Annotated in this window: 27 protein-coding genes; 17 read left to right on the forward strand and 10 right to left on the reverse strand. The window is 58.1% G+C overall.

Going from position 1 to position 26,981, the window contains the following annotated elements; translation table 11 throughout:
* Positions 1–265: 265 nt before the first annotated feature.
* From CKW31_RS25270 to CKW31_RS25290, 5 genes are all read left to right on the forward strand, one after another.
* Positions 266–1,393: a branched-chain amino acid ABC transporter substrate-binding protein gene (locus CKW31_RS25270; protein WP_095101210.1), complete on the forward strand. Its 1,128-nt coding sequence runs from the start codon at positions 266–268 to the stop codon at positions 1,391–1,393.
* 216 nt (positions 1,394–1,609) lie between these two features.
* Positions 1,610–2,539 carry a high-affinity branched-chain amino acid ABC transporter permease LivH gene (livH, locus tag CKW31_RS25275; RefSeq protein WP_095101212.1) on the forward strand — a complete coding sequence of 310 codons (930 nt, stop codon included), beginning with the start codon at positions 1,610–1,612 and terminating at the stop codon, positions 2,537–2,539.
* Positions 2,536–3,792, forward strand: coding sequence for a high-affinity branched-chain amino acid ABC transporter permease LivM (locus CKW31_RS25280; RefSeq protein WP_095101214.1), 1,257 nt, complete (start codon positions 2,536–2,538; stop codon positions 3,790–3,792). The genes livH and CKW31_RS25280 overlap by 4 nt, the downstream gene beginning before the upstream one ends.
* Entirely contained in the window at positions 3,789–4,556 is a 768-nt protein-coding gene (gene livG, locus CKW31_RS25285; RefSeq protein ID WP_003413166.1) for a high-affinity branched-chain amino acid ABC transporter ATP-binding protein LivG, read from the forward strand. The genes CKW31_RS25280 and livG overlap by 4 nt, the downstream gene beginning before the upstream one ends.
* Entirely contained in the window at positions 4,557–5,258 is a 702-nt protein-coding gene (locus CKW31_RS25290; RefSeq protein WP_003413161.1) for an ABC transporter ATP-binding protein, read from the forward strand.
* 196 nt (positions 5,259–5,454) lie between these two features.
* Here the strand turns inward: CKW31_RS25290 and CKW31_RS25295 are convergent, their stop codons facing one another.
* Positions 5,455–6,378: a LysR family transcriptional regulator gene (locus CKW31_RS25295; protein WP_095101382.1), complete on the reverse strand. Its 924-nt coding sequence runs from the start codon at positions 6,376–6,378 to the stop codon at positions 5,455–5,457.
* Between the two features lie 114 nt (positions 6,379–6,492).
* Here CKW31_RS25295 and CKW31_RS25300 point away from each other — a divergent pair, with 114 nt between their 5' ends.
* The 5 genes from CKW31_RS25300 (at position 6,493) to nhaA (ending at position 11,864) form a co-directional block, all read left to right on the forward strand.
* Positions 6,493–7,092 (forward strand): short chain dehydrogenase, encoded by a 600-nt coding sequence (locus CKW31_RS25300; RefSeq protein ID WP_095101216.1) that lies wholly within the window; start codon positions 6,493–6,495, stop codon positions 7,090–7,092.
* A 61-nt stretch (positions 7,093–7,153) separates the two neighbouring features.
* Positions 7,154–7,834, forward strand: coding sequence for a COG3650 family protein (locus CKW31_RS25305; RefSeq protein WP_095101218.1), 681 nt, complete (start codon positions 7,154–7,156; stop codon positions 7,832–7,834).
* A gap of 687 nt (positions 7,835–8,521) precedes the next feature.
* Positions 8,522–8,677, forward strand: a complete 156-nt coding sequence (locus CKW31_RS29920; protein WP_176469985.1) for a hypothetical protein — start codon at positions 8,522–8,524, stop codon at positions 8,675–8,677.
* Positions 8,678–8,877: 200 nt separating this feature from the next.
* Positions 8,878–10,488, forward strand: coding sequence for an NAD(P)/FAD-dependent oxidoreductase (locus CKW31_RS25310; RefSeq protein WP_095101220.1), 1,611 nt, complete (start codon positions 8,878–8,880; stop codon positions 10,486–10,488).
* A gap of 194 nt (positions 10,489–10,682) precedes the next feature.
* Positions 10,683–11,864, forward strand: a complete 1,182-nt coding sequence (gene nhaA, locus CKW31_RS25315; RefSeq protein WP_095101222.1) for a Na+/H+ antiporter NhaA — start codon at positions 10,683–10,685, stop codon at positions 11,862–11,864.
* 218 nt (positions 11,865–12,082) lie between these two features.
* Here the strand turns inward: nhaA and CKW31_RS25320 are convergent, their stop codons facing one another.
* The 5 genes from CKW31_RS25320 to dinG form a co-directional block, all read right to left on the reverse strand.
* Positions 12,083–12,547 carry a glycine zipper 2TM domain-containing protein gene (locus CKW31_RS25320; protein WP_095101224.1) on the reverse strand — a complete coding sequence of 155 codons (465 nt, stop codon included), beginning with the start codon at positions 12,545–12,547 and terminating at the stop codon, positions 12,083–12,085.
* A 160-nt stretch (positions 12,548–12,707) separates the two neighbouring features.
* Positions 12,708–13,355: a pyridoxamine 5'-phosphate oxidase gene (gene pdxH / locus CKW31_RS25325; RefSeq protein ID WP_095101226.1), complete on the reverse strand. Its 648-nt coding sequence runs from the start codon at positions 13,353–13,355 to the stop codon at positions 12,708–12,710.
* A gap of 67 nt (positions 13,356–13,422) precedes the next feature.
* Positions 13,423–14,544, reverse strand: a complete 1,122-nt coding sequence (locus tag CKW31_RS25330) for an OmpA family protein (RefSeq protein WP_095101228.1) — start codon at positions 14,542–14,544, stop codon at positions 13,423–13,425.
* 153 nt (positions 14,545–14,697) lie between these two features.
* Complete coding sequence (locus CKW31_RS25335; protein WP_095101230.1) at positions 14,698–15,846, reverse strand: serine hydrolase domain-containing protein; 1,149 nt, start codon at positions 15,844–15,846, stop codon at positions 14,698–14,700.
* A gap of 217 nt (positions 15,847–16,063) precedes the next feature.
* Positions 16,064–18,208, reverse strand: coding sequence for an ATP-dependent DNA helicase DinG (gene dinG / locus CKW31_RS25340; RefSeq protein WP_087269212.1), 2,145 nt, complete (start codon positions 18,206–18,208; stop codon positions 16,064–16,066).
* 130 nt (positions 18,209–18,338) lie between these two features.
* Between dinG and CKW31_RS25345 the strand changes: the two genes are divergently transcribed.
* Positions 18,339–18,803 carry a CopD family protein gene (locus CKW31_RS25345; protein ID WP_095101232.1) on the forward strand — a complete coding sequence of 155 codons (465 nt, stop codon included), beginning with the start codon at positions 18,339–18,341 and terminating at the stop codon, positions 18,801–18,803.
* Between the two features lie 191 nt (positions 18,804–18,994).
* Here CKW31_RS25345 and CKW31_RS25350 read toward each other — a convergent pair whose 3' ends face one another.
* The 3 genes from CKW31_RS25350 to CKW31_RS25360 form a co-directional block, all read right to left on the reverse strand.
* On the reverse strand, positions 18,995–19,753 hold the full coding sequence (locus CKW31_RS25350) for a hypothetical protein (protein WP_095101234.1): 759 nt from the start codon (positions 19,751–19,753) through the stop codon (positions 18,995–18,997).
* Positions 19,746–20,021, reverse strand: a complete 276-nt coding sequence (locus CKW31_RS25355) for a DUF1145 domain-containing protein (RefSeq protein ID WP_095101236.1) — start codon at positions 20,019–20,021, stop codon at positions 19,746–19,748. The genes CKW31_RS25350 and CKW31_RS25355 overlap by 8 nt, the downstream gene beginning before the upstream one ends.
* A gap of 186 nt (positions 20,022–20,207) precedes the next feature.
* Positions 20,208–20,909 carry an OmpA family protein gene (locus tag CKW31_RS25360; RefSeq protein WP_095101238.1) on the reverse strand — a complete coding sequence of 234 codons (702 nt, stop codon included), beginning with the start codon at positions 20,907–20,909 and terminating at the stop codon, positions 20,208–20,210.
* 266 nt (positions 20,910–21,175) lie between these two features.
* On the opposite strand from CKW31_RS25360, the gene CKW31_RS25365 reads away from it, so the two are divergent.
* Together CKW31_RS25365 and CKW31_RS25370 are read left to right on the forward strand one after the other, a co-directional pair.
* Positions 21,176–21,673 (forward strand): DUF6231 family protein, encoded by a 498-nt coding sequence (locus tag CKW31_RS25365; protein WP_095101240.1) that lies wholly within the window; start codon positions 21,176–21,178, stop codon positions 21,671–21,673.
* 3 nt (positions 21,674–21,676) lie between these two features.
* A complete protein-coding gene (locus CKW31_RS25370) occupies positions 21,677–22,150 on the forward strand; it encodes a YchJ family protein (protein WP_095101242.1) in 474 nt (157 codons plus the stop codon).
* Between the two features lie 13 nt (positions 22,151–22,163).
* Here the strand turns inward: CKW31_RS25370 and CKW31_RS25375 are convergent, their stop codons facing one another.
* Positions 22,164–22,676: a hypothetical protein gene (locus CKW31_RS25375; protein WP_095101244.1), complete on the reverse strand. Its 513-nt coding sequence runs from the start codon at positions 22,674–22,676 to the stop codon at positions 22,164–22,166.
* Positions 22,677–22,777: 101 nt separating this feature from the next.
* On the opposite strand from CKW31_RS25375, the gene CKW31_RS25380 reads away from it, so the two are divergent.
* The 4 genes from CKW31_RS25380 (at position 22,778) to CKW31_RS25395 (ending at position 26,960) form a co-directional block, all read left to right on the forward strand.
* Positions 22,778–23,266: an LEA type 2 family protein gene (locus CKW31_RS25380; protein ID WP_095101246.1), complete on the forward strand. Its 489-nt coding sequence runs from the start codon at positions 22,778–22,780 to the stop codon at positions 23,264–23,266.
* Positions 23,267–23,270: 4 nt separating this feature from the next.
* Complete coding sequence (locus tag CKW31_RS25385; RefSeq protein WP_095101248.1) at positions 23,271–23,480, forward strand: SEC-C metal-binding domain-containing protein; 210 nt, start codon at positions 23,271–23,273, stop codon at positions 23,478–23,480.
* Between the two features lie 106 nt (positions 23,481–23,586).
* Complete coding sequence (locus tag CKW31_RS25390; RefSeq protein WP_095101250.1) at positions 23,587–24,237, forward strand: glutathione S-transferase N-terminal domain-containing protein; 651 nt, start codon at positions 23,587–23,589, stop codon at positions 24,235–24,237.
* A 257-nt stretch (positions 24,238–24,494) separates the two neighbouring features.
* On the forward strand, positions 24,495–26,960 hold the full coding sequence (locus tag CKW31_RS25395; RefSeq protein WP_095101252.1) for a penicillin acylase family protein: 2,466 nt from the start codon (positions 24,495–24,497) through the stop codon (positions 26,958–26,960).
* The last annotated feature ends 21 nt before the right edge of the window (positions 26,961–26,981 follow it).

Here is a 26,981-nt window from a genome sequence, read left to right on the forward strand (position 1 = left end):
AGATACAAGTAATTGATTGCAGGGAAGATCAGGCAAACCAGGGGTTTAGAGGTCGATTGGACAAGTCGACCCGCATGATTCTGTATCTTTCTTACAATTAAGCGACATCGATCGTTTTTGCCCCCTGCGGCTAGCTATTCAAGCCATTGACCGGCGCTCTAAACTGTTCCGGTACAGTTTGCCGGGGGTTAGATCGGTGTTTAAAATCCGGTCCCGCTGCCTAGGCATCAGGATTATAAAAATTAAAACACAAGAGTGGAGCATCATGACTAAGGGTACCAAGAAGCTTTCCAAGCTGTTTGCCGCATTGGTTATGGCGGGGGTTGCCAGCCATTCGTTCGCAGCAGACACCATCAAGATCGGCATCGCGGGTCCTAAGACCGGCGCAGTTGCCCAGTACGGCGACATGCAGTTCAGCGGCGCAAAAATGGCCATTGAGCAGATCAACGCCAAAGGCGGCGTCGATGGCAAGAAACTCGAAGCCGTTGAATACGATGACGCTTGCGATCCTAAACAAGCGGTCGCGGTAGCCAACAAAGTCGTCAACGACGGCGTCAAGTTCGTGATCGGCCACCTGTGCTCCAGCTCCACCCAACCGGCTTCGGACATCTACGAAGACGAAGGCATCATCATGGTGACTCCGGCGGCTACCAGCCCGGAAATCACTGCACGTGGCTACAACCTGATCTTCCGCACCATCGGTCTGGACAGCGCTCAGGGCCCGGCAGCTGGCGACTACATCGCCAAGCAGGTCAAACCTAAAACCGTCGCCGTCATCCACGACAAGCAACAGTACGGTGAAGGTATCGCCACCGCTGTTAAGCAGACTCTGGAAAAAGATGGCGTTAAAGTCGCACTGTTCGAAGGCATCAACGCTGGCGACAAAGACTTCTCGTCGCTGATCGCGAAGATGAAACAAGCCAACGTCGATTTCGTTTACTACGGCGGCTACCACCCGGAACTGGGTCTGATCCTGCGTCAGGCTCAGGAAAAAGGCCTGAAAGCCGGCTTCATGGGTCCGGAAGGCGTGGGTAACGCGTCGATCTCGCAGATCGCTCAGGATGCGTCCGAAGGCCTGCTGGTCACCTTGCCTGCTTCGTTCGACCAGGATCCAGCCAACAAGGCTCTGGTTGAAGCGTTCAAGGCCAAGAAAGAAGATCCAAGCGGTCCGTTCGTGTTCCCGGCTTACGCTGCGGTTCAAGTGATCGCTGATGGCATCACCGCTGCAAAAAGCGAAGACACTGCCAAAGTTGCCACTGCGATCCACAAAGGCACCTTCAAGACGCCAACCGGCGACCTGTCGTTTGACGCCAAGGGTGACCTGAAAGACTTCAAATTCGTGGTCTACACGTGGCACAAAGATGGTACCAAGACTGAAGCGCCTGTGAAGTAAGCATTCGCCATAAGTTGAACCCAAAGCCCACTGCAACCGCAGTGGGCTTTGTTTTACGAGCGCAGGTGATCCACAAGACCAACTGTCGCTGACCATCTTGAAACCGTCACCAGTGATTCACTGGGCTTGTATCCAACGTGGACACATACCACGACGTGCAAGCGGCCAAAGACTTCACCAGTGAAACATAGAGCAGGTTTTTAGGAGCACGCTGTAATGCCCGAGATAGACATCTATCACTTCCTCCAACAGCTGGTTAATGGTCTGACCATTGGCAGCACCTATGCCTTGATTGCCATCGGTTACACGATGGTCTACGGCATCATCGGCATGATCAACTTCGCCCACGGCGAGGTGTACATGATCGGCTCCTACGTCGCGTTCATCGCCATCGCCGGGTTGACCATGATGGGCATCGATAGCCTGCCGCTGGTCATCACTGCAGCCTTTGTCGCGAGTATCGTCGTCACCAGCGCCTACGGTTATTCCATCGAACGCGTGGCTTATCGACCGCTGCGTGGCAGTAACCGCCTGATCCCGCTGATTTCTGCCATCGGTATGTCGATCTTCCTGCAGAACTCGGTTCTGTTGTCTCAGGACTCCAAAGACAAATCGATCCCCAACCTGATTCCCGGCAACTTCGTGTTTGGCTCGGCCAGCACTCATGAAGTCGTGATTTCCTATATGCAGGTGCTGATTTTCGTCGTGACACTGATCGCGATGCTCGGCCTGACCTGGTTCATCTCCCGCTCCCGTCTGGGTCGCGCCTGCCGCGCCTGTGCGGAAGACATCAAGATGGCCAATCTTTTGGGCATCAACACCAACAACATCATCGCCCTGACCTTCGTCATCGGCGCTGCGCTGGCGGCAGTTGCTGCCGTCTTGCTGAGCATGCAATACGGCGTGATCAACCCCAACGCAGGTTTCCTGGTCGGCATCAAAGCCTTCACCGCAGCAGTACTGGGCGGCATCGGCAGTATCCCGGGCGCGATGCTCGGTGGTCTGGTGCTCGGCGTGGCAGAAGCGTTTGGTGCCGATATCTTCGGCGACCAGTACAAGGATGTGGTGGCGTTCGGTCTTCTCGTATTGGTGCTGTTGTTCCGGCCGACCGGCCTGCTCGGCCGTCCGGAGGTTGAAAAAGTATGACCAGGAATCTCAAATCGGCGTTTTTCAGCGCCTTGCTGGTGCTGGCCGTCGCCTACCCGGTTTTCGGCCTGAAGCTGGAAATCGTCGGCGTCAAACTGGCCGTCATTGGCGCCAGCACCACCACCGTCAGCGTGATCATCGCGGGCGCCATCGCGATGTTCCTGCGCGTGCTGTTCAATGAGCAGATCACTGCGGCATGGCGCTCCTCACCGAACATGCCACTGGTGCCAGCCAAGGCCAGCAACTTCCTGAGCCTGCCGTCCACTCAGCGCTGGATCATTCTCGGCCTGGTACTGGTCGCACTGGTCTGGCCGTTCTTCGGCTCTCGAGGTGCGGTGGATATCGCCACGCTGATCCTCATCTACGTGATGCTCGGCCTGGGCCTGAACATCGTGGTTGGCCTGGCCGGTCTGCTGGACCTGGGCTATGTCGGCTTCTATGCCGTCGGCGCCTACAGCTACGCCCTGCTCTCTCACTACTTCGGCCTGGGTTTCTGGATCTGCCTGCCGATTGCGGGAATGATGGCGGCGCTGTTCGGCTTCCTGCTGGGCTTCCCGGTATTGCGTCTGCGCGGCGACTATCTGGCCATCGTGACCCTGGGCTTCGGCGAAATCATTCGCTTGCTGCTGCGGAACATGACCGATATCACCGGCGGCCCGAACGGCATCAGCAACATCGAAAAACCGACCCTGTTCGGCCTGTCGTTCGAGCGTAAAGCAGCTGAAGGCATGCAGACCTTCCACGAGTATTTCGGGCTGCCATACAACTCCATCAACAAGGTGATCTTCCTGTATCTGGTTGCCCTGTTGCTGGCGCTGGCTGCGCTGTTCGTGATCAATCGCCTGCTGCGCATGCCCATTGGTCGTGCCTGGGAAGCATTGCGTGAAGACGAAATCGCCTGCCGTGCACTGGGCCTGAATCCGACCATCATCAAGCTGTCGGCCTTTACCCTGGGTGCAGCATTTGCCGGTTTCGCGGGCAGCTTCTTCGCCGCTCGCCAAGGTCTGATCACGCCGGAGTCGTTCACCTTCATCGAGTCGGCAATCATTCTGGCCATCGTCGTATTGGGTGGTATGGGCTCGCAACTGGGCGTCATCCTCGCAGCCATCGTGATGATCCTGCTGCCTGAGCTGATGCGTGAGTTCAGCGAGTATCGCATGTTGATGTTCGGCGCCATGATGGTGCTGATGATGATCTGGCGTCCTCAAGGTCTGCTGCCCATGCAACGTCCACACATGGAGCTGCGCAAATGAGCCGCCCTATCCTCGAAGTCAGCGGCCTGAGCATGCGCTTTGGCGGTCTGCTGGCGGTCAACGGCGTAGGCCTGACCGTCAATGAGAAACAAGTCGTGTCGATGATCGGCCCCAACGGTGCTGGCAAGACCACGGTGTTCAATTGCCTGACCGGTTTCTACAAGCCCACAGCGGGCACCATCCTGCTCGACGGCGAGCCGATTCAAGGGCTGGCGGGTCACCAGATCGCCCGTAAAGGCGTCGTGCGGACGTTCCAGAACGTGCGCTTGTTCAAGGAAATGACAGCCCTGGAAAACCTGTTGGTTGCTCAGCATCGTCACCTGAACACCAACTTCCTGTCGGGCCTGTTCCGTACTCCGGCGTTCCGTCGCAGTGAGCAAGAGGCCATGGAATATGCCGCGCACTGGCTGGAAGCGGTCAACCTCAAGGAGTTCGCCAACCGGACTGCGGGGACCCTGGCCTACGGTCAGCAACGCCGTCTGGAAATCGCCCGCTGCATGATGACCCGTCCGCGCATCCTGATGCTCGACGAGCCTGCTGCCGGTCTGAACCCGAAGGAAACCGAAGACCTCAAGGCCTTGATCGGCGTACTGCGTAACGATCACAACGCGACTGTTCTGTTGATCGAACACGACATGAAGCTGGTCATGAGCATTTCCGACCACATCGTAGTGATCAACCAGGGCACACCGTTGGCCGACGGTACACCGGAACAGATCCGCGACAATCCTGACGTGATCAAAGCCTACCTGGGGGAAGCGTAAATGCTGCAATTCGAAAACGTTTCCACCTTCTACGGCAAGATCCAGGCCTTGCACGGCGTCAACGTTGACGTGCGTCAGGGCGAGATCGTGACGCTGATCGGCGCCAACGGTGCGGGTAAATCCACACTACTGATGACCTTGTGCGGTTCGCCTCGGGCCCACAGCGGCAGCATCCGTTACATGGGTGAAGAACTGGTCGGTCTGGAATCCTCGGTGATCATGCGTAAAAGCATCGCCGTGGTCCCGGAAGGCCGTCGCGTGTTTGCGCGTCTGACCGTGGAAGAGAACCTCGCCATGGGTGGCTTCTTCACGGAAAAAGACGACTATCAGGAGCAGATGGACAAAGTGCTGCACCTGTTCCCGCGCCTGAAAGAACGCTTCAACCAGCGCGGCGGCACCATGTCCGGTGGCGAACAGCAAATGCTCGCGATCGGCCGTGCGCTGATGAGCAAGCCCAAGCTGCTGTTGCTGGACGAGCCGTCACTGGGTTTGGCGCCGATCATCATTCAGCAGATTTTCGAGATCGTCGAACAGCTGCGTCGCGACGGGGTGACCGTGTTCCTGGTCGAGCAAAACGCCAACCAGGCCTTGAAGATCGCTGATCGTGCCTATGTACTGGAAAATGGTCGGGTGGTCATGCAAGGCACCGGTGAAGAGCTGCTGGTAGACCCGAAAGTGCGAGATGCTTATTTGGGTGGTTGATACAGCGCTGCAAGAGCACCCTCCCGGCTAACGCCAATCTTATTGAATGGCACAGAACCTGTGGGAGCGGTGCTTGGTCTGGGCGGCATTCCGACGATAAGGCTGGACGCGGTTCACTTCAGAATTGCGTTGCGCTTATCGCGGGCAAGCACCGCTACCACATGGGATTGCATTCCAACTCAGGCTGCAGACTGCTTCAGGTATCCCCCACCCCCAACCGCTCCAGCGCCGCACTGCTGCGCTGAAACCAGCCCAACAGATAATCGGCCAGCACCTGCATACGCTTGGGCAATTCCCCTTCATAGGGGTGGACCAGAAACAGCGGTGAAATACTGGTCTGGTAATCGCGGAACAGCCAGTGCAGCCGACCATCGTTGATTTCTGCGTGCACCATATACGAGGGCAATCGGGCGATGCCGGCACCGACCAGTGCCGCCTTCTTCAATAAACCATAATGGTTACTGGCAAACGTGCCGTTGACCTGAACCCGGGTCAGTTCGTGGTGCTGGTGGTAAAGCCACTCGTTCCGACCGCTGTAATGGCTATTGAGCAGACAAGTGTGGGCAATCAGTTCATGGGGGCTGTTCGGCTGCCCATGTAATTGCAAATAAGCGCTGCTGGCACAGGTCAGCTCCTGCATGGCGAGCAACGGCTTGGCGACGAGGCGCTCATCACTGGCCACATGGGAGCGAATGGCCAGATCAAAGCCGTCCCGGCGCAAGTCACGAAAAGCGTTATTGAGTTCCAGCTCGACTTTCACCTGCGGGTACTGCGCAGAAAACTCCATCAGCAGGCCTTCGAAAAACGTCTCCCCCAGAGACACAGGGGCAGTGACACGCACCTGCCCCACCATGTCATCGCGCATCAGCTCGACGATATTACGTGCCCGCTCCACGCTCGCCAGCAACTGCTGCCCTTGCGGCAACAAGGCAGCACCCGCCGACGTCAGGCTCAGACTGCGAGTGCTCCGATGAAGCAGCATCACGCCATAGCCCTGCTCCAGCTGGCTTATCCGCTTTGACAAGTAGCCTTTGCTGCAGCCCAGACGTGCCGCCGCAGACGTGAAGCTGCCTGCATCGATCAAAACCGCAAAAGCTGCGAGGTCATCAATTTCACTCACCGTCATTGTTTCCCTATGAGAACCAAAGGTTGCCTATTAGCACGCTTATCGACTGCAAATAGCGACCCTACACTGCCCACTCGACATCCATGAATGAATCTCCGGAGCAGCAGCATGAAAATTGTATTGATTGGTGCAAGTGGCACCATTGGATCGGCCATCGCCCAGGAACTGGCCCAACGTCACGAGATCGTCCGCGCAGGCCGCAACAGTGGAGAGGAGCAAGTGGATATTAGTGATAGCGCTTCAATTCGAAAACTGTTCGAACGGATAGGCCGATTCGATGCAGTGGTCTGCGCCGCTGGCAATGTGAAGTTCGCGCCGCTGGCGGAGATGAATGAAAGCGACTTCGCCCTCGGCTTGCAGGACAAATTGATGGGCCAGGTCAACCTGCTGCTGATCGGTCGGGAGTTCGCCAACGATGGTGCATCGTTCACCTTTACCACCGGAGTCCTCAGTCACGACCCGATACGCGCGGGCGCTTCGGCCAGCCTGGTCAATGGTGCCATCGACGCCTTCGTGCGGGCAGCAGCCATTGAGTTGCCACGCGGCATGCGGGTCAATTCGGTCAGCCCTAACGTTCTGATTGAGGCCATGGACAGCTATGCGCCGTATTTCCGGGGTTTTAAACCGGTGGCCGCAGCCGATGTAGCGCTGGCTTACGCGAAAAGTGTCGAGGGCCTGCAGACCGGTCAGACGTATCACGTTGGTTAATGCCTCTTGTGATGGGGCCGCAGGCTGAGTAACGTGGCGGCACATGTCTGGAGACCACTCAATGTTTGCTGTTCGTTCCGCTCTGCTCGTCGCGCTGTTGCCACTGTTCGCTGGCTGCCAGATGCTTGGCTCTCAATCCGGTTCAGACCCCGTTTCGAAGGCTGGCTGGATTCGCATGCAGGGTAATCTGACCGGTGATGGCGGCAAGCTGATGTTCCAGCCGTGCAATGAGCAGCGTCGTTATGTGGTCAAGGACGGCGACAACACCGGCATCCTGCAGGAAGCGACGTCCCTGGCGGACAGCTCCGGCAAGGTATTCGCCGACTTGCGCGGCGTGTTCGTTGCCAGTAAAGCCGTCAACAGCGATGGCCAGTTGGACCTGCGTCAGGTCTACCGCGTCGAACGTGCGGGCCAGGCCTGTGAAGACCCCAACTTCAAGCGCCTGACCTTGCACGTCAACGGCAACAAACCGGCGTGGAACGTTAACGTCAGCGGCAAAGGCATGGTCATTGAGCGTCTGGGCAAAGACTCCATCGCCGTGCCTTATGTGGAAGAACAACTGCCCGACGGCCGGTTCAGCGTCAGCAGTGAGGCCAACGGCAACAAGATGGAGCTCTGGGTCGCGCCACAACGTTGCGTCGATAGCGTGGATGGCTCGGTGCAGCATTTGACTGCCGAGTTGCGGATCAACGGCGAGACCTCGCGGGGTTGCGGGTATTACGGCGGGTCGCGGGATGATTGATCTCGGTTGAGTTAAAACTCGAGGATTACTGCTCCCATATCGCGGAATAGGTATCTGCACAACTTTTCCATGCAGGGATGTTTTTGTACATATCCATTTTTGCGTTATGGCTGATATTGGTTGCGCTTTTACAGCGCGTCACTTTTGATAGAGCGCAAAAGTAACCAAAACGCTCTTGCCCCACCACTGGGTGCCTCGCTGTCGCTCGGCATACCCGTAATCCGACATTGCTGCGTGGGGCCGCCGCCACCGGCCATCCATGGCCTGAGGCGGCTAAACCGGCATCCCTGCCGGTTTGCCCCACACAGCAATATCGAATTCCGGCCGGCGTGGTTTAACGGGGCGCTTAAGATCAAAATCAAAAGCAGATCAAAAGCAGATCAAAAGCAGATCAAAAGCAGGGCCTGGATATACGCGGTTTCATGTGGGAGCGGTGCTTGCCCGCGATTCAGGCGCCGCGGTATATCTGACGTACCGCGGCGCCTGAATCGCGGGCAAGCACCGCTCCCACAAAGTCCGTGTTGGTCGGAACTGAGGTAGCAAGTTCACACAACCAGGTCGGCTGTCAGGCCGCCGCGCTTTTGATCTTGGGCGCCCCGTTAAACCACGCTGGCCGAACGCAGATTCTGAACCGTGGGGCGCTCTTGAATTAAAGAGGGGCAGGACGCCGGGTTAGCCGCATCGGCCATGGATGGCCCATTGCGGCGGCCCACGGTTCAGGATCTGCGGGCGGGTACACCGAGCGCCAGCGAGGTGCCAAGTGGTGCCAAGTGGTGGGGCAAGAGCGCTTTGGTTACTTTCGTCTGGGCCGGCTTCCGGATTTTCGAAAGTGACGCGCTGTAAAAGCGCAACCAATATCAGACATCACCGCGGTAATGGATATGTACGCAAAAATCACGGCATAAATGTGTTCGCCCCCCCCTAATAGCGTAACCATCAAACTCAGACAACCCACCACCCCGCCTCCCCTCAATGTGTCTTATAATCCCCGGTTCTTGTAGCGCTGTCGGGCTGATCCTGCGGCCCGGAAACTGGATCTTTTCATGTTACGAATCACCGAACTCAAGCTGCCGATCGACCACCCGGACGAAGACCTGCGTCCCGCCCTCCTGCAGCGCTTGGGCATCGCCAGCGATGAACTGCTGGACTTCACCCTGTTCAAACGCAGCTACGACGCGCGCAAAAAATCTTCCGAGCTGTGCTTCATCTACACCATCGATTTCGAAGTGCGTAATGAAGCCGCCCTGCTGTTGCGTCTGGCCGACGATCGTCATCTCAACCCCGCGCCAGACGTCAGCTATAAAGTCGTAGGCCATGCGCCAGAAGGCCTGACCGAACGGCCGGTAGTTGTCGGCTTCGGCCCCTGTGGCATATTCGCGGGCCTGCTGCTTGCACAGATGGGCTTCAAGCCGATCATCCTTGAGCGCGGCAAAGAAGTCCGCCAGCGCACCAAAGACACTTGGGGTCTGTGGCGCAAGAACGTGCTGAACCCTGAGTCCAACGTGCAGTTTGGCGAAGGCGGCGCCGGGACATTCTCCGACGGCAAGCTCTACAGCCAGATCAAGGACCCGAAATTTCACGGTCGCAAGGTCCTGCACGAGTTCGTAAAAGCTGGCGCACCTGAAGAAATTCTCTACGTCAGCAAGCCACACATCGGTACGTTCCGACTGACCGGTGTCGTGGAAAACATGCGTCACCAGATCGAAGCGCTGGGCGGTGAAGTGCGCTTCGAACAGCGCGTGACGGACGTACTGATCGACGACGGCCAGTTACAAGGCGTTGTCGTGGAAGGTGGCGAGCGAATCGAGTCGCGCCACGTGATCATGGCCCTGGGACACAGTGCCCGTGACACGTTCCGCATGCTCCACGGCCGTGGCGTTTACATGGAAGCCAAGCCGTTTTCTGTGGGCTTCCGCATTGAACATCCACAATCGCTGATAGACCGCGCTCGCCTGGGCAAGTACGCCGGGCATCCAAAACTGGGGGCGGCCGATTACAAGCTGGTGCATCACGCTAAAAACGGTCGTTCGGTTTACAGCTTCTGCATGTGCCCGGGCGGTACGGTGGTGGCCGCGACGTCGGAACCCAACCGTGTTGTCACCAACGGTATGAGCCAGTACTCGCGTAACGAACGCAATGCCAACTCAGGCATCGTGGTCGGTATTACCCCCGAAGATTATCCGGGCAGCCCATTGGCAGGTATCGAACTGCAAGAGCGTCTCGAATCCCACGCCTATGTGTTGGGCGGCAGTACTTATGAAGCACCTGCGCAATTGGTCGGTGATTTCATCGCGGGCAAAACATCGCAGGCACTCGGCAGTGTAGAACCGTCATACAAGCCAGGGGTCAAGTTGGTGAATCTGGCGGACGCGCTTCCCGCTTATGCCATCGAAGCCATCCGTGAAGCACTGCCAGCGTTCGACAAGCAGATCAAAGGTTTCGCCCTGCATGACGCCGTACTGACCGGGATCGAAACCCGCACGTCTGCGCCATTGCGAATCACCCGTAACGAAAGCATGCAAAGTCTGAACGTCAAAGGCCTGTTTCCGGCCGGTGAAGGTGCAGGTTACGCCGGTGGCATCTTGTCAGCCGGGGTTGATGGCATTCGGATCGCAGAGGCATTGGCAAGAAGCATGTTGGGTATCGAAGCCTGATCCAGGTGCAATTTCGGAAGATTCCTACACCACAAAAAGTATCTTCCTACCACCAAAAACGCACTAACTGACAGACTCGGAAACACTCTAAATCGGCCGTTCCGCTTAGAACAAAAACGAATATAACTTTTGTTTTAACGGCGGGAAGTCCGGGTTAGGGTGTCGCTCCTTTTTGTTGGATTGGAGCGCAAACCTTGCCTCTGCGTATTACTGTTACTCGTTTTTTCCAGCTCGAAGCGGCGGGAGGTCTGTTACTGATCGCCGCCGCTGCCTTGGCATTGATCATCAATAATTCGCCGCTGTCCTGGATGTACAACGCATTCCTGGATACCCCCGTTGTGGCACAGATCGGCGCGGTCAAAATCGCCAAGCCGCTATTACTGTGGATCAACGACGGGATGATGGCGCTGTTCTTTCTGCTGATTGGCCTTGAGGTCAAACGGGAAGTTCTGGGAGGCCATCTTTCACGCCCCTCGCAGATCATTCTTCCGGGTACGGCGGCTATCGGCGGTATGGTGATTCCGGCGCTGGTGTTCTGGGCGCTGAACAAAGGCGATACGGCGGCGATGAATGGCTGGGCGATTCCCATGGCCACCGATATCGCCTTTGCACTGGGCGTGCTGGCGTTACTGGGCAAGCGAGTCCCGGTGTCGCTCAAGCTGTTTCTGATGACGCTGGCGATCATTGACGACCTGGGCGCGATCATCGTTATCGCATTGTTCTATTCAGGCGAACTGTCGAACCTGTCACTGATGTTGGCCGGTTGCTCAATCGCCGCGTTGATCGCGATGAATCGATTGGGCGTACGCAAACTGGGGCCTTATCTGCTGATCGGCCTGCTGCTTTGGGTCTGCGTACTCAAAAGTGGCGTGCATGCGACTCTTGCCGGTGTGGTGCTCGCGTTCTGCATTCCATTGCGCACCGCCGACCCTGACGCATCGCCGTTACTCTCTCTGGAGCACGCGCTGCATCCCTGGGTGGCTTACGGCATTCTGCCGCTGTTCGCCTTTGCCAACGCGGGCGTGCCCCTGAGTGGCGTGACACTGGAAAGCTTCACCCATCACGTACCAATGGGCATCGCGGCTGGCTTGCTGCTGGGCAAGACCGTCGGCGTGTTTGGCCTCACCTGGCTTGCGATCAGGATTGGTATCGCCAAGCTCCCCGGCGGTGCCAACTGGGGGCAGGTGCTGGCTGTCTCGATTCTGTGCGGGATTGGTTTCACCATGAGCCTGTTTGTTGGCTCGCTGGCGTATGTGCCAGGCAGCAGCGAATACGCTGGCGTGGATCGCATGGGGATTCTGACAGGTTCGATACTCGCGGCATTTATTGGCTACGCCGTGATGGCGGTTAGCAGTCGGAAAAATCCAATCCGTTGAATTGAGTGAAATGAATCCTCTGCAGGAGCTGGCGAAGGCTGCGATAGCGGTATGTCAGGATGAAATCATCGCAGCCTTCGGCAGTTCCTACAGGGAAAGTATTTGCTGCGTGCCCCAGGAAACAGGGTGACACCAAGCATCAACGATCACCCACAAAAAACCCGATCACCAGGATCGGGTTTTTATGTTTCAAGGCGCTACAAACGCTGTGCAATAACTCAATGGGCTACACGGCTGGTGCCATTGACGGTCATGATGCGAACGCGCTCGCCAACCCGGAAAATCTCGTTTTCCTGAACTTGCTGCACGTAAGCACGCATAGTGCCGTCGTCTTCACGCACGGTGATTTCAACGCCTTGTGTGCGGGTCAAACCTTCTTCAGTGGCCGAACCCAGCAAGCCACCCGCTACCGCACCGATAACAGCCATGACAATGCTGCCACGACCACCGCCGATGGCACTGCCGCCGACGCCGCCGACGACTGCGCCAGCACCGGCGCCGATTGGCGTCTTGCTGCCTTCGATCTTGACCGGACGCAGGGATTCGATGGTGCCCAGGCGAACGGTCTGCACTGTCCGCGCTTCGTCACGGGAATAGGAGTCGCCAGTCAGGTTCGACATACAGCCAGTGAGGGTCATGGCCAAAGCAGTGAACGTGGCAACCAGCAGAACAGACTTACGCATAAGGGTATCTCCAGAGGAACATGCAGCCATTAGACTCCGCGCTATCAGCGCTGTCACGTGCCGTTCCTCGTTAATTTATTTTCATTCAGGCGGTATACAGCACCGGCTGCCGTAACTCTAGGACGAGTTGGCAGCCGAATAATTCAAACAAACCGATGAGCTAGGGAGCGAGGCGTTCGCGCGTCCACTGGGTGTCCACCAGACGATAATTCAGGCGGTCATGCAGACGACTAGGGCGGCCTTGCCAGAACTCGATGCGCTCCGGCAGCAGACGGTAACCACCCCAGTGATCCGGGCAATGCGGCTGGGTGTCCATGAAGCGTTGCTCAGTGGCTTTGATCATGCCTTCAAGTTCGGCGCGATCAGCAATCACCCGGCTTTGAGGTGAAGCCCAGGCCCCAAGGCGGCTACCCAAAGGACGCACCTGAAAATAAGCATCGGACTCTTCAGGAGTGACTTTGACCACTCGCCCTTCAATGCGCACCTGACGCTCAAGCGTCGGCCAGAAGAACGTCATCGCCGCGAATGGACGCGCCGCCAGTTGCTGCCCCTTGGCGCTGTCGTAGTTGGTGAAGAACGTAAAGCCTTCCGCATCCAGGCCCTTGAGCAGCAGGATGCGACAGTGCGGACGGCCTTGATCGTCAACGGTCGCCAGCGTCATCGCATTGGCCTCGACGGGCGCCTGCTCGGTTTTAACCGCCTCGGCAAACCATTGATGAAAGAGCCCGAACGGCTCTTCGGGTGCCTGCGCTTCGGTCAAACCATCGCGGGCGTAGTCACGGCGCATGTCGGCCAGAGACTGGGTCATGACGTCTTTCCTTGATTGAAAAGCACCCTCGCAGACTCGCGCAACCGGGCGCGAGCCTGCGAGTGGATTAGTTGCTGGCCTGATCGGTAGCCGCAGGTTTCTTCTTCACTGCGGCCTTGGCAGGAGCAGCCTTGGCGGGCGTTGCCTTTTTCGCCGGAGCGGCCTTCTTGGCAGCCGGCTTGCTCGCTGCAGCCTTCTTGGCCGGTGCGGCTTTGGCTGGCGCAGGAGCAACGGCTGGCGCTGGTTTAACGTCCTGAGCAGCAACCATGGTCGCCGTTGGCGGCAAGGCGTATTTGCTCATCAGCGCGAGCATGGTGTTTTCCGGCGTCATGACGATTTCCACGCGGCGGTTCAGCTTGCGACCTTCAGCGCTGTCATTGGCTGCACGGGGCATGACGGCACCCATGCCACGCAGGCTGAGGCGATTACGCTCCAGACCACTGAGGCGGAAAATAGCAGCAACCGACTGGGCACGCTCCTGGCTGATTTTCTGATTCGCAGGGGCTGCCCCAGTGGTGTCTGCGTGACCCAATACCAGTACAGCGGTTTTCGGATCGGCTTCAACCAGTTTGGCCAGACGCGTGATCGGACCCAGTGTCACGGGCAGCAACATGGCCGGACGATCAGGGTTGAACGAGCTGTCTACCGGAGCGGTGATCACCAGAACATCTTCACGACGCTCAAGTTCGAACGGGCTGTCCTTGATGGCCAGACGCAGGCGTGGCTCGTAGTCATCCAGCCAGGCCTGAGTCACTTTAGGATCGACCTTGGGCACGGCCTTGGCCTCTTCCTTCTTGTCGCTGCTACCGAACGGCCACCACCACTTGCTATCGGTTTCATTCTTGGCAATCAGCGGCGGCACGCTTTTGTCAGCGGGTTTGGCGGCGGGCGCTGCAGCCACATCAGCTTTTGGTTCGGCACTGTCGCTGGACGCAAACGGCCAATACCAACGAGTACCGCTCTCGGCTTTGGCGACTGGAGCAGCAGGTTTGGACGCAGTAGCCGGGGCAGCGGCGGGTGCTGCGGCCGGCGCCGCTTCCGGGGATTTGACGGGTGCTGCGTCGGCGACTTTATCGGAGCCGAACGACCACCAGCTATTGCCAGTGTCAGCGGAATCATTTTTTGGCGTTTGCGCACAGCCGGTTACGGCGAGGCAAAGGGCGATTGCGAGGCTTTTATTGGATGACATGGACGACCCACAAAAAGTAGTAAACAGACAATGAACTTGGCAGTGCCCATATAACACGCATAAACGGGCAGTTGGAAAAGGAAACCGTCGCACGGTTCCTGTTCGGGGGTATTAACTGACAGTCGGTATTAAACAAGCACTTATGACGACAACTTAGCGCAAACACTCACCTAGCACCCGCACCAGTTTCTGTGCCCGCGGATCCATCAATACGTAGGGACCGAGGGTGTTGGTCACGAAGCCGAATGCGACGTCCCGATCAGGATCAGCAAAGCCGATCGACCCGCCAGCACCGGGGTGACCGAACGCTTTCGGGCCCAGACCGTAGGTAGCGTTTGGCACATTGGGTTGATCAAGCATGCAGCCCAGACCAAAGCGGGTCTGGGTCAACAACGTTTTGTCCTGGCCGGTGCTGTGTTCACGAGTCAGCTCGTTGAGCAGCTCCGATTCCAGCAAGCTGCCATCCAGCAGACCGTTGTAGAAACCGGCCAGACTGCGGGCGTTACCGTGACCATTGGCGGCTGGCTGCTGCATGCGCCGCCACTCGGGCTTGTTGGTGCTGGTCATGATCGACGGCGGGTTGGTAAACGCCCGGGCCGTCATCGAGTCTGGCTCGCGCATAGTGGCTTGCAGCAGGCGCTGGGCAGACTCATCACCAGCGTTACCTTTGCTGCGAGCGATGTGTGCAACGCGATGAAACTCTTCATCAGGCAGGCCGACGTGGAAATCCAGCCCCAGCGGGCGAGCAATACGCGCCGCGATGGCCTCTCCCGGCCCGCGCCCGTCAGCACGACGCAGTATTTCGCCTACCAGCCAGCCATAAGTGATCGCGGCATAGCCATGGCCTTGACCGGGCGTCCACCAGGGTTCTTCTGCGGCGAGCGCTTCGGTCATCGCTGTCCAGTCATAAAGTGCTTCAGCGGGGAGCATTTGGCGCAGAGCAGGAAGACCGGCTTGATGACACAGCAATTGGCGCAGGGTAATTGCGCCCTTGCCTGCCTCTGCAAATTCAGGCCACAGGCGGGCGACGGGCTCATCGAGCCTCAGTTTGCCTTCATCGACCAGTTGCAGAGCAGTGACCGCGGCGAAGGGTTTGGTGCAGGAAAACAGGTTCGCGATAGTATCGGTGTGCCAGGCTTCGGCACCGTCCTTGTCGGCCGTACCAGCCCAGAGGTCAATGACGGTTTCACCGCCAATTTGAATGCACAGCGCTGCGCCACGCTCCTGGGTATCCTCGAAGAGCGCCGCAAACGCCTCACGCACTGCCTCGAACTTAAGCTCGAAATGACCCTGAATCTGCACCCGCTGGCTCCCGGATTGGCTGATAAAAAAACGGCGTGCATTGTTTCAGCGATTGAGGGGTTTGTGAACAGCTGGATCAGCACGTGCTGGTTACTGTATGTGACGTCGTGGGACCGGCTTTAGCCGGGAAGAGGCTCGTACATTCGATATATTTTCATCGTCAGAAATACCGTCTTCCCGGCTAAAGCCGGTCCCACGTCGTGACCGAGAGTAGCAGTCAAGAGATCTCCCGCCGAAACGGCGGCAGCGCATTCAGGATCGCCTTGCCGTAACGCTGTGTCACCACCCGCCGATCCAGCAGCGTGATGGTTCCGCGGTCTTCCTCGGTACGCAGCAAACGACCGCATGCCTGCACCAGCCGTAATGAAGCATCCGGCACGGCGATTTCCATGAACGGATTGCCACCCCGAGCCTCGATCCACTCGGCCAGAGCCGCCTCGACAGGATCGTCCGGCACGGCAAAGGGAATCTTGGCAATCACCACGTGCTCGCAATACGCGCCGGGCAAATCGACGCCTTCGGCGAAGCTCGCCAGCCCGAACAGCACACTGGAGTCACCGCCATCGACTCGCGCCTTGTGTTTGTTAAGCGTTTCCTGCTTGGACAGGTTGCCTTGAATGAACACCTGCTTGCGCCAGTCACGCTCCAGGCCGTCAAAAACGTCCTGCATCTGTTTACGCGAGGAGAACAGCACCAGAGTGCCGCGTGAGCCTTCTACCAGACCCGGCAACTCGCGAATGATCGCAGCGGTATGCGCCACAGAGTCACGCGGGTCGGCTTTCAGATCAGGCACGCGCAACACACCGGCATCAGCGTGATGAAACGGACTGGGCACGACCGCCGTCACAGCGACCTTGGGCAGACCGGCACGCATGCGGAAGCGGTCGAACTTGCCCAGTGCTGTCAGCGTCGCGGAGGTCACCAACGCGCCATAAGCGACGTTCCACAGATTGCGGCGCAGCATCTCCGCCGCCAGGATCGGGCTGGCGTTGACCTCGATATCGAACAACGCACCGCTGTCGGCCAGGGTCAGCCAGCGCGCCATGGGCGGGCTGTCTTCCGGGTCTTCAGCGGTGAAGGCCGTCCATAATTCCCAGTTGCCATGGGCACGAGCCAGCAGGCTGCCAAATAGCGGATACCATTCTTCGGCCTGATGGCTGGCGATGCCGATATTCACTTCACCATCCATGCCTTCCTTGAGCAGGTCAGCCAGACGGGTGAACAGGTCATCAAGGCGGGCAAAGCCTTTCTTCAACTCGATGCCCATTTCGCGAATGTGTTCCGGCACCACGCCACCGATGAAACGATGACGTGGGCGCTCGCGCCCTTGCATGTCCTCACCGGCCCGGAAGTCAGCCAGTTGTTCGCAAGCGCTGAACATGAATTGCTGCTGCGCCTTGATCTCCCGGGCCAGCTCCGGCACTTGCTCGATCAACTTGCCCAGATCGCCCGGCAGCGGATGTTGCGCCAGCAGCTTGGCAAGGTTCTTGGCAGTCTGTTCCAGCCAGTCCGCTGTAGAACGAAGCCGCGTGTAATGTGCGAAATGGCCAATCGCTTTGTCAGGAAGGTGATGTCCTTCGTCGAACACGTACAAAGTGTCACGTGGATCGGGCAATACCGCACCGCCCCCCAAGGCCAGATCTGCCAGCACCATGTCGTGGTTCGTCACGATCACGTCGACTTTTCCCATGCCTTCGCGGGCTTTATAGAAGGCGCATTGTTGAAAGTTCGGACAATGGCGGTTTGTACACTGACTGTGGTCAGTGGTCAGTCGCGCCCAATCCTGATCTTCCAGCGCCTGCGGCCAGCTGTCCCGGTCGCCGTCCCACTTATTGCCGGCAAGCTTTTCGATCATGCTGGTGAACAGCTTCTGACTGGCCTCATCGACCTCGATCTTGAAGCCTTCTTCCTCGAAAAGCTGCGCAGTGGCATTGGTGGCATCGCCTTCCTGCAGCAACATGTCGAGCTTGGACAGGCACATATAGCGGCCACGCCCCTTGGCCAGCGAGAACGTGAAGTTCAAGCCGCTGTTACGCATGAGATCGGGCAGGTCCTTGTGGACAATCTGCTCTTGCAGGGCGACCGTCGCGGTGGCAATCACCAGACGCTTGCCCGCCAGCTTGGCGGTGGGGATTGCGGCGATGGCATACGCGACGGTCTTGCCAGTACCGGTGCCCGCTTCCACCGCCACTACGGCGGGGTCGCTGGTGCGTCGGCCTTCTTCATCGGTATCGATATCACCCAGTACTTTGGCGACCTCGGCGATCATCAAACGCTGGCCATAGCGCGGCTTGAGGCTCTTGGCTTCGAGGAAACGCGAGTAGGCGCCCTGAATCTGGGATTTGAGTTCGTTGCTGATCATGGGTTTTGTTGGCTCGGGCGCTACAGGCATCGGTAAAAATTAAAGCGCGAAACGCTGGATATATCTTCAGTAGTTCCAGCAGGCGGCTATCATACCCCGCAAATTCCATCCGCGCAGAACGGAGTACCTGATGACACCCTTTTCCCTCGTCTACACCCTGCATGTTTTGGCCGCGCTGGTCTGGGTTGGCGGCATGTTTTTCGCCTGGATGGTCCTGCGACCGGCGGTCGTCAGCGCATTACAGGGTCCGGCTCGCCTGAAATTGTGGCTGGAAGTGTTTCCGCGATTTTTTGTCTGGGTCTGGGCAGTCGTGGTGGTCTTGCCCATTACCGGAGTCGGCATGATCCAGCTGCAGTTCGTCAGCTTCGAGACGGCGCCGCGCTATGTTCAGGTAATGATGGGGTTGTACGTGGTGATGACCGCGCTGTTCATCCGCATTCAATCACTGCAACTGCCTGAACTGCGTCGTGCGGTTGAGGCCGAGCAATGGGCTGAAGGTGCGGCGGCGCTGGGCCGGATTCGACGGTTGGTGGGGATCAACCTGTTGGTCGGGTTAGCGGTGGTCGCTATCGCCGCGGCCAGACCCCATTTCTAACGTGACTTCTACCTGAACCGCATGACACGGCCCTATTCGGTAGGAGCGAACCTGTCCGCGAGGCGGCAGGTCTGAAGCACCGCGTCAGTCACTCTCGCCAACAAGTTGCCTCCTACCTGAGACGGTGTTAACCGGTAGGAGCGAACTTGTTCGCGAGGCGGTTCCTGCAATCAATCAGCCATGCAGCATGCTTACAACCGCTGCAACGTCAACGCCCCCGCAGGCCCAGCCGCCCCCGGCTGCCCTGCTTCACCTGCGCGTCCGGCCTTGCCGCCGTCAGCCCGATAAACGAAGCAACCTTTGGAGGCGCCACCTTTACCCGGTTTGCCACCTGCACCCGCCAAACCGCCTGCACCGCCCTGAACATCAACCTTGATGCGCTCAACCGGGAAATCCCGTGGCAGTTCAAGACGCACCTGCGCACCGGCGGCGCCGTCGTGACCATTGCCGCCGTTATCACCGTTGTGACCACGTCCAGCGCTACCCCAGGCGCAACCCGGCGCTACACCGTTTGCGCCATCCAGGCCGACATATCCCGGCGAACCGGCACCGCCCCGGGCATCGACGAACAGTTCTTCACCCTGCAAATGCTCGACGCGCAGGTTCAGGTTGCGGCCTGGCAATGGCGGCTTTTCGTAAGTGCCCGGGGCACCGCGAGCAGTGATCTGGCTACCCGTGCCCAGCTCACCCTGGCGGACCACCAGATTGAGCGCCTGACTGCTGGGTACGATGGCGATGCGCGCTTCGTGGCCCAGCACCAGTTGATCGACTTTCACTTCAGTCAGCCCGGACGGGATCAGCAACGTGCCGTAATCCGCAACTTCCAGGCGCTCGAGCTGCAGCACGCTGGTCTGGCTCGGCAGACGCATCAGCGAGTGCGATTCGACATTGATGGTCTGGGCCATGGCCAAAGGGCTGCAAAAGGCAGCCAGCAGACAAAGCTTACGCATGAGCGGCCTCCTGGGCTTTTTTCGGGAGAGACTGAACGTGGAAGATGCCGAACAGAAGAATACGCAGCCGGTCGCGCCAGGGACGTGGACGCCCGCGCAAGCTGCCGTTGAACAGCAACAGCTCAGCGACGTGAATCAGTGCCAGCAGGCAGCCCGCAAGCTTGATCAGAAGAGCAAACGGAGTCGGTAGCACAACCATCAGGTTGAACAACACCACCAGCCAGAACGCTGCGGTCAACAGTTTTCCCAATCCCCAAAACACCTTCATTGCCAGAGCCTGTCCGTAATTGTTATGTCTGCAAACGCTTATCGTTGCGAGAAAATTCTGCGCGCACAGTAAACGCCTGCGAGGTGAAATATGCCAGCGCACGACTGAAATTTAATCTGACACGAGGATCGGCTGAATCGGAATTGGCCCGGCACCCATGCCGGGCCAACGGTTGGAGGCACTGCGTTAACGGTTGATCTGGATCTCGACACGACGGTTCAAAGAACGACCACTTGCAGTGGAGTTGTCGGCTACCGGACGCGCTTCGCCGTCACCTTCAACAGAAACAAATGCACTGCGTGGAATCCCGGTGCTGACCAGGTAGTCCGTCACCGAAACGGCACGTTTCTGAGAGAGTTTCTGGTTGTAGGTATCACTGCCGACACTGTCGGTATGGCCGCTGACGCGCAGTTGCGCACTCGGTGCTTCGCGCTTCAGACGGGTAGAGATGAGATCGAGTTTCGATTTATCGGCAGCGGTCAGGCGCGCAGAGTCGAATTCGAACAGTACGTCATTGATGACAATGACCTCCTCCTTGACGACCACCACCTCTTCAACCACCACGGGTGGAGCTGGCGGTGCCAACGGGCAACCAGTCGCATCTACGGCAACACCTTTCGGTGTATCCGGGCATTTGTCGACGCTGTTTTTCACGCCATCGCCGTCATCGTCGCCATCCCCATGAACCCAGCAATACGCGCCCGCCATAATACCAACCGCGCCCCCCAGCCCCGCGGATACGGCTGCGCTCTGGAATGCACCCGCCGCCGCACCCGCCACGCCGCCGCCCAACGCACAGAGCGGCCAGTCAGTCTTCTGCAGGCCCGCACAACCGGTTAACACACTGGTGACCAAAATAAGAGGTAATGCTGTCCGGATTATTCTCATTAGTTTTCTCCCAAGGTTCGGCCCAATCCGCCGCTCATGGAGTAAAGACAGCAAAGTGCCAGCCCGCCACTTCTGGCCTTGTTTTATTGGGGTTTCAGGCCTTTTGGAGCGATATACCTCTCGGTAGGAGCCAACTTGTTGGCGAGGCGGTGTATCAGTCCCACCGCCTCGCCAACAAGTTGGCTCCTACCGACGCTATGTGAACTCCAGGGCTAGGCCCACGCCTCACCACAGGCTAGTCTTGCAGGTCATAAAGAGGATTTCTGATGAGCGAAGGCTTTTCCACGCGCACACCGCAACAGGCTCTGGCCGCCCTGCTCGACTTGCAGGCTCCCGAACGCCTGCTGTTGATCGGTGCCGAGGCGTTCCCGGCGTTACAGGCATTTCAGGAAGCCCATCCTGGCACTCGACTGGCCCACGCCAAACCTGGTGTGCTGCCGCCGGATCTGGCCGCGCAACGTTTTGACCTGGCCCTCGTGGTCGATTGCCTCGAACACATCACCAAGCGCGAAGGCCTGGAGCTGCTCGGCGGCATCCGTAATCTCAACGCCAGCCGTATCGCCGTACTGGCTGACCTGCAGGCGTGTGGCTGGAAAGACACAGACTTCTATTCACTGGCGCTGCAGGCCAGTGAGCGTTTCACCCGCGATGAGCAGGTGCTGACGCTGTACACCTACGATTTACGCGAATACAAACAAGTACCCGATTGGCTCAACGCACGGTTCTGGGCCAATCCGGAAAACTTTGGCAAATATTGGTGGTGAGCTATGAATAGCGCGATTTGCCCCTGCGGTAGCGGGGATCTGCTGGCAGCCTGTTGCGGACCGTTCCACGCGGGCCAACCTACGCCCTGCGCCGAAAAACTGATGCGTTCACGTTACAGCGCCTACGTGCTCGGCCTGATTGATTACCTGGTCGACACCACGCTGCCCGTGCAGAAGGCCGGACTGGACCGCGAGTCGATCAGTCAGTGGAGCCTGCAAAGCACTTGGCTGGGTCTGGAAGTGGAAAGCTCAGAAGTGTTCGGCGGTAAACCTGAACATGCTTTCGTCACGTTCACCGCCCGCTGGCATGACGGCAGCGGTGAGCACAGCCACCGGGAACGTTCTTCTTTTGTACAGAATCAGGGCCGCTGGTATTTCATCGATCCCAACGCAGGACTCAAAGCCGGACGTAACGATGCCTGCCCATGTGGCAGTGAACAGAAGTATAAAAAGTGCTGCGCCAGCTACGTGAATTAAAAGACTGCACGCTTCAAACGAGCTTCAAGTGTGAAGTGTCTGGAGCAGGACCGGCGTGTGTACTCGGCAACTGACCCAACTCGCTGCCAGCCGGGGCAAGACTGAACTGCGATAAATCCACGGATGGCGCCAGAGGTGCAGGCTTTTGATCCTGCATGTCGCTGCCCACCTCGCACACTTCAAGATCCGGTGCATCAACGGCAACAAAGGCCGCCATGTACACGTCCCGCGGAGTAACCTGAAGTCGGCCGGGCTGTGCAGAGGGCGTGGCGACGGCATCCGTCTCAGCCTTGATCGCCTGCATTTCCAGGACTTCGACCAGCGCCCCGGCGCGTTCCAGAGTGGAGCGATACTTTTCTGCGGCCTCACTGTCGAGATTGTTTTTCAGGACCAGTCGACGACCACTGAACAGCAGCTCCAGCCGTTGCGCGTCGCTCTGAAACAACTTGCCGAGGTTGGCCTGGACCTTGTCCAATTGGGCACCGGGGACCAATTGGCCACTGAATATAATTTCATACAGATTCATTGGTCATACTCTGGGTGCACGTGCGAGAAGTATGCCGCAGCTTTATCAAAAAGGAATGGGCAGTCGCTTTGTCAAACAATGGCTTCACATGGAGCATCCACATGTTTTCACAGGCGCATGTCATACGAGTCCTGGGCTTTGGCCTGTTGTTGTCGCTGCTGAACGGTTGCTCGTCCGTACGCGTCAGCGACTATCAGGAGCCTCAAGTGCACCTGCTCAAAGTGGACGTGGTCAGGGCCAAGCTATTGCAGCAGGACTTCAAGCTGCGCTTTCGCGTCGAAAACCCGAATGATCGCAGCCTGCTGGTGCGCAGCCTGCGCTACAAAATCATGCTTAACGACGTAGTGCTGGCTGAAGGCGAGTCCACCGACTGGTTCGTGGTCGATGGCCAGAGCAGCAGGAATTTCGTGGTGCCGATCCGGACCAATCTCTGGAAGGACTTGAAGCAGATCGCGAAAATGCTGAAAAAAACCGACCAGCCGATCCATTACCGGCTCGAAGGCAAACTCAAGACCGGCTTTTTGTTTCGGCATAACGTGCGTATTGGACGCAACGGCGAGATAATGCCCGGCAATTTTATTCCGGAGTGACCCGATGAACCAGCAAGCCCATGTGCATGGCCCCGATTGCAACCACGATCACGATGACCATGCCCATCACGACCACCAACATGGCCATGTCCACGGTCCGAACTGCGGCCATGCCCATCAGGAGCCGGTGCGTAACGCCTTGAAGGACGTTGGCCGCAACGATCCTTGCCCATGTGGCAGCGACAAGAAATTCAAGAAGTGCCACGGCGCGTAAGCTGACGTGAAGCTCGAACGGCCTGCATTGCAGGCCGTTTTCATTTGTATGGCCGGGGCGTGGGGGAGTAAAACAGGCAGTCCGTTCCATCCAACAGGAGTTTTTGATGATCGATCTGCATTACTGGACCACACCCAACGGCCACAAAGTGTCGATGTTTCTTGAGGAGGCCGGTCTGCCGTACAAGGTCTTCCCGGTCAATATCGGCCAGAACGATCAGTTCAAACCCGAATTCCTGAAAATCTCCCCGAATAACCGCATCCCGGCCATCGTTGACCACGCGCCTGCCGATAGCGGTGAACCGATCAGCCTGTTCGAGTCCGGTGCGATCCTGCTTTATCTGGCAGAAAAGACCGGCCAATTCATCCCGAAAGACCTGCGAGGTCGGCAAGAAGCGCTGCAATGGCTGTTCTGGCAAATGGGCGGACTGGGGCCGATGGCGGGTCAGAATCATCATTTCAGGCGATCCGCCAAAGAAAAGATTCCTTACGCGATCAAGCGCTATGTCGATGAAACTGCCCGGTTGTATGGCGTGCTGGACAGGCGTCTGGCGGATCGCGAGTTCGTAGCGGGCAGCGACTACAGCATTGCGGACATGTCGATCTATCCGTGGATTGCGCGGCATACCTGGCAAGACCAGAACCTGGATGATTTTGCGCACCTCAAGCGCTGGTTCGATGCAGTCAGTGAGCGCGAGGCGACCAAGCGGGCATATGCGCTGGTTGATCAGGTGAACCCGCCGCAGGCTCAGGCCTGAAGCCTCGCGAACAAGTTCTCTCCTACCGAACAGAGCCGTGTAACGCGGTCCAGGTAGGAGGCAACTTGTTGGCGAGACGGTCAACCTGACAGTGCCTCGTCCCCCGAGACTCCAAGTCCCGGTTGCTCCTACAGCTGCAAACAGCCTCACGACCTTTGAAAAATCCTGAAATAAACTCCCTCTCCCCGCTTGCGTGGCGCTCGCCCGCTCTCTAACGTAGCGCCTTTTATACGTTAAGCCCCCGCAGGAGTTTCGCCATGGCCTCACCAGCCCGTTCCAAAGTTGTAAACCGGTTCGGTGCTGCCGCCGCTACGGTGGGGTTGTTGAGTCTTGCGGGCTGCCAATTGGGCGGGAGCCAAGGCGACTCGCTGCTGCCAGCTTCCGGCACCGTTGCGGTCAAAGGCCTGGCTCAGAACGTATCACTGCGGCGGACCAACCTCGGTATGCCGCTGATTGAAAGCAGCACCTTTCACGACGCGCTTTTCACGTTGGGTTACGTGCACGCCAGCGACCGCATCACGCAAATGCTGAGCATGCGCCTGCTGGCCCAGGGTCGGCTGTCGGAAATGGCCGGGCCCAGCGCACTGGATATCGACCGTTTGATGCGCGCAGCGAATCTGAAAAAGAGCGCCAGCGAGCTTTACAACGCATCTACCCCGCGTCTGCAACGCTTCTTTGAAGTGTATGCCCGTGGCGTCAACGCTTACCTGTTCCGCTACCGCGACAATCTGCCTGCGGATCTGGCCAGTTCTGGCTATCGCCCGGATTACTGGAAGCCTGAAGACTCCGCATTGATCTTCAGCCTGCTGAACTTCAGCCAGTCGGCAAACCTGCAAGAAGAACTGTCCTCACTGCTGCTGGCGCAGAAAGTCGGTATCGACAAGCTGGCCTGGCTGGTCCCGACGTACCCGGACGAAGAGCTGCCGTTTTCCGAAGCCGACAAGCTCAAGGGCTTGAACCTTGGCGGGCAGGTTTCAGGTCTGAGCGATCTTAATAAAGTCGCCCAACAATTGACCGACCTGAACATGCTGGGCATCGCCGCCTCCAGTAACTGGGCTATCGCACCGCAACGCAGCCGTACCGGCAAAAGCTTGCTGGCCAACGACGTGCAATTGCCTGCCGGGTTGAATTCCGCGTGGAGCTTCGTACAAATCCGCGCACCGAAGTATCAGGCCGCTGGCGCCACGATCGCGGGTCTGCCGCTGATTCTGAGTGGTTTCAACGGCAAGCTGGGCTGGTCGATGACGTCAGTGATGGGCGACAACCAGGACCTGTTTCTGGAAAAGCTGAAACGTGAGAACAATCGCCTGATGTACCTGGCGGATGGCAAGTGGCTGCCCGCAACAGCCCATGAAGAAACTTTCCTCATAAAAGGTGGCCGTCCGATTCGTGAAACCGTTTTTGCGACCCGTCACGGTGCGCTGCTCAATAGCAACCCGAGTGAAGGTCAGCTAAACAACGGGCTGGGTCTGGCATTACAAACGCCGGACTTTAAAGACGACAAGAGTCTGGACGCCTTCTTCGATCTGTCCCGCGCGCCGAATGTCGACAAGGCTTTCGATGCCAGCCGTGAAATCCGTGCCATCGCGCTGAACATGGTGTTTGCTGATGCGTCGAACGTCGCCTGGCAAGTCACCGGTCGCTATCCAAATCGCCGTGAAGGCCTGGGCTTGCTGCCTTCGCCGGGCTGGGAAAGCCGTTACGACTGGGATGGCTTCGCCGATTCGATGCTGCACCCTTACGATCAAAACCCGCAGCAAGGCTGGATCGCCACCGCCAACCAGCGCACCTTCCCGAAAGGTTACGGCATGCAGCTGTCCAACTCGTGGAAAGCCCCGGAGCGCGCCGAACGTATTGCGGAGCTGGCCAACAGTGGCAAGCAGGACACACGCAGCGTCATTGCCATGCAATACGATCAGAGCACGACCTTCGCCGCCAAGCTGAGAAAGATGTTTGAAGCTCCCGGCATGGTCAAACCGCTGAAACAGGCCATAGACGCCTTGCCTGAAGCTGAGCGCAGCAAAGCGCGGGAAGCGTTTACACGGTTGATGGCATTCGACGGCAAACTCACACCAACGTCTGCCGATGCAGCGCTTTATGAGCTGTTCCTGCAGGAAAGCGCGAAGCAGACCTTCCTTGACGAGCTTGGCCCGGAAACCAGCCCGGCGTGGAAAGCACTGGTGCAGAACGCCAGCCTGTCGTACTCGGCACAAGCCGATCACTTGCTGGGACGCGAAGACAGCCCATATTGGGATGACGTGAAAACCCCGCAGAAAGAAGACAAACCCGCGATTCTGGCCCGCAGTCTGGCGGCAGCAATCACTGCCGGTGACAGTCTGATGGGCACTGATCGCAAAGCCTGGCAGTGGGGCAAGCTGCATCGCTCGACCCTGCAAAGCAGCGACTTCGCCGTCAACAGCTTTAACCGTGGCCCAAGTGCAACAGGGGGTGACCACAACACGCTGAACGTCGCGACGTATCCATGGGGTCAGAACTTCGACAGCCCGGTGGTACCCGCCATGCGCATGATTATCGACTTCGGCCAAAGCGAACCGATGCTCGGCCTGATCAACATCGGTCAGTCCGGCAACCCGGCCAGCCCGTATTACACCAACAGCATTGAGCCTTGGCTGAAAGGCCAGTACCAGACGATCCCGCTGCAAACCCAGAATTACGAACGGGCTTATGGCAGCAAGCGGCTGACGTTAGTGCCAGGGAAGTAATGCTGCGCAATAACGAACTTC

This window comes from Pseudomonas sp. Irchel 3A5, assembly GCF_900187575.1.
Taxonomy (GTDB): domain Bacteria; phylum Pseudomonadota; class Gammaproteobacteria; order Pseudomonadales; family Pseudomonadaceae; genus Aquipseudomonas; species Aquipseudomonas folii.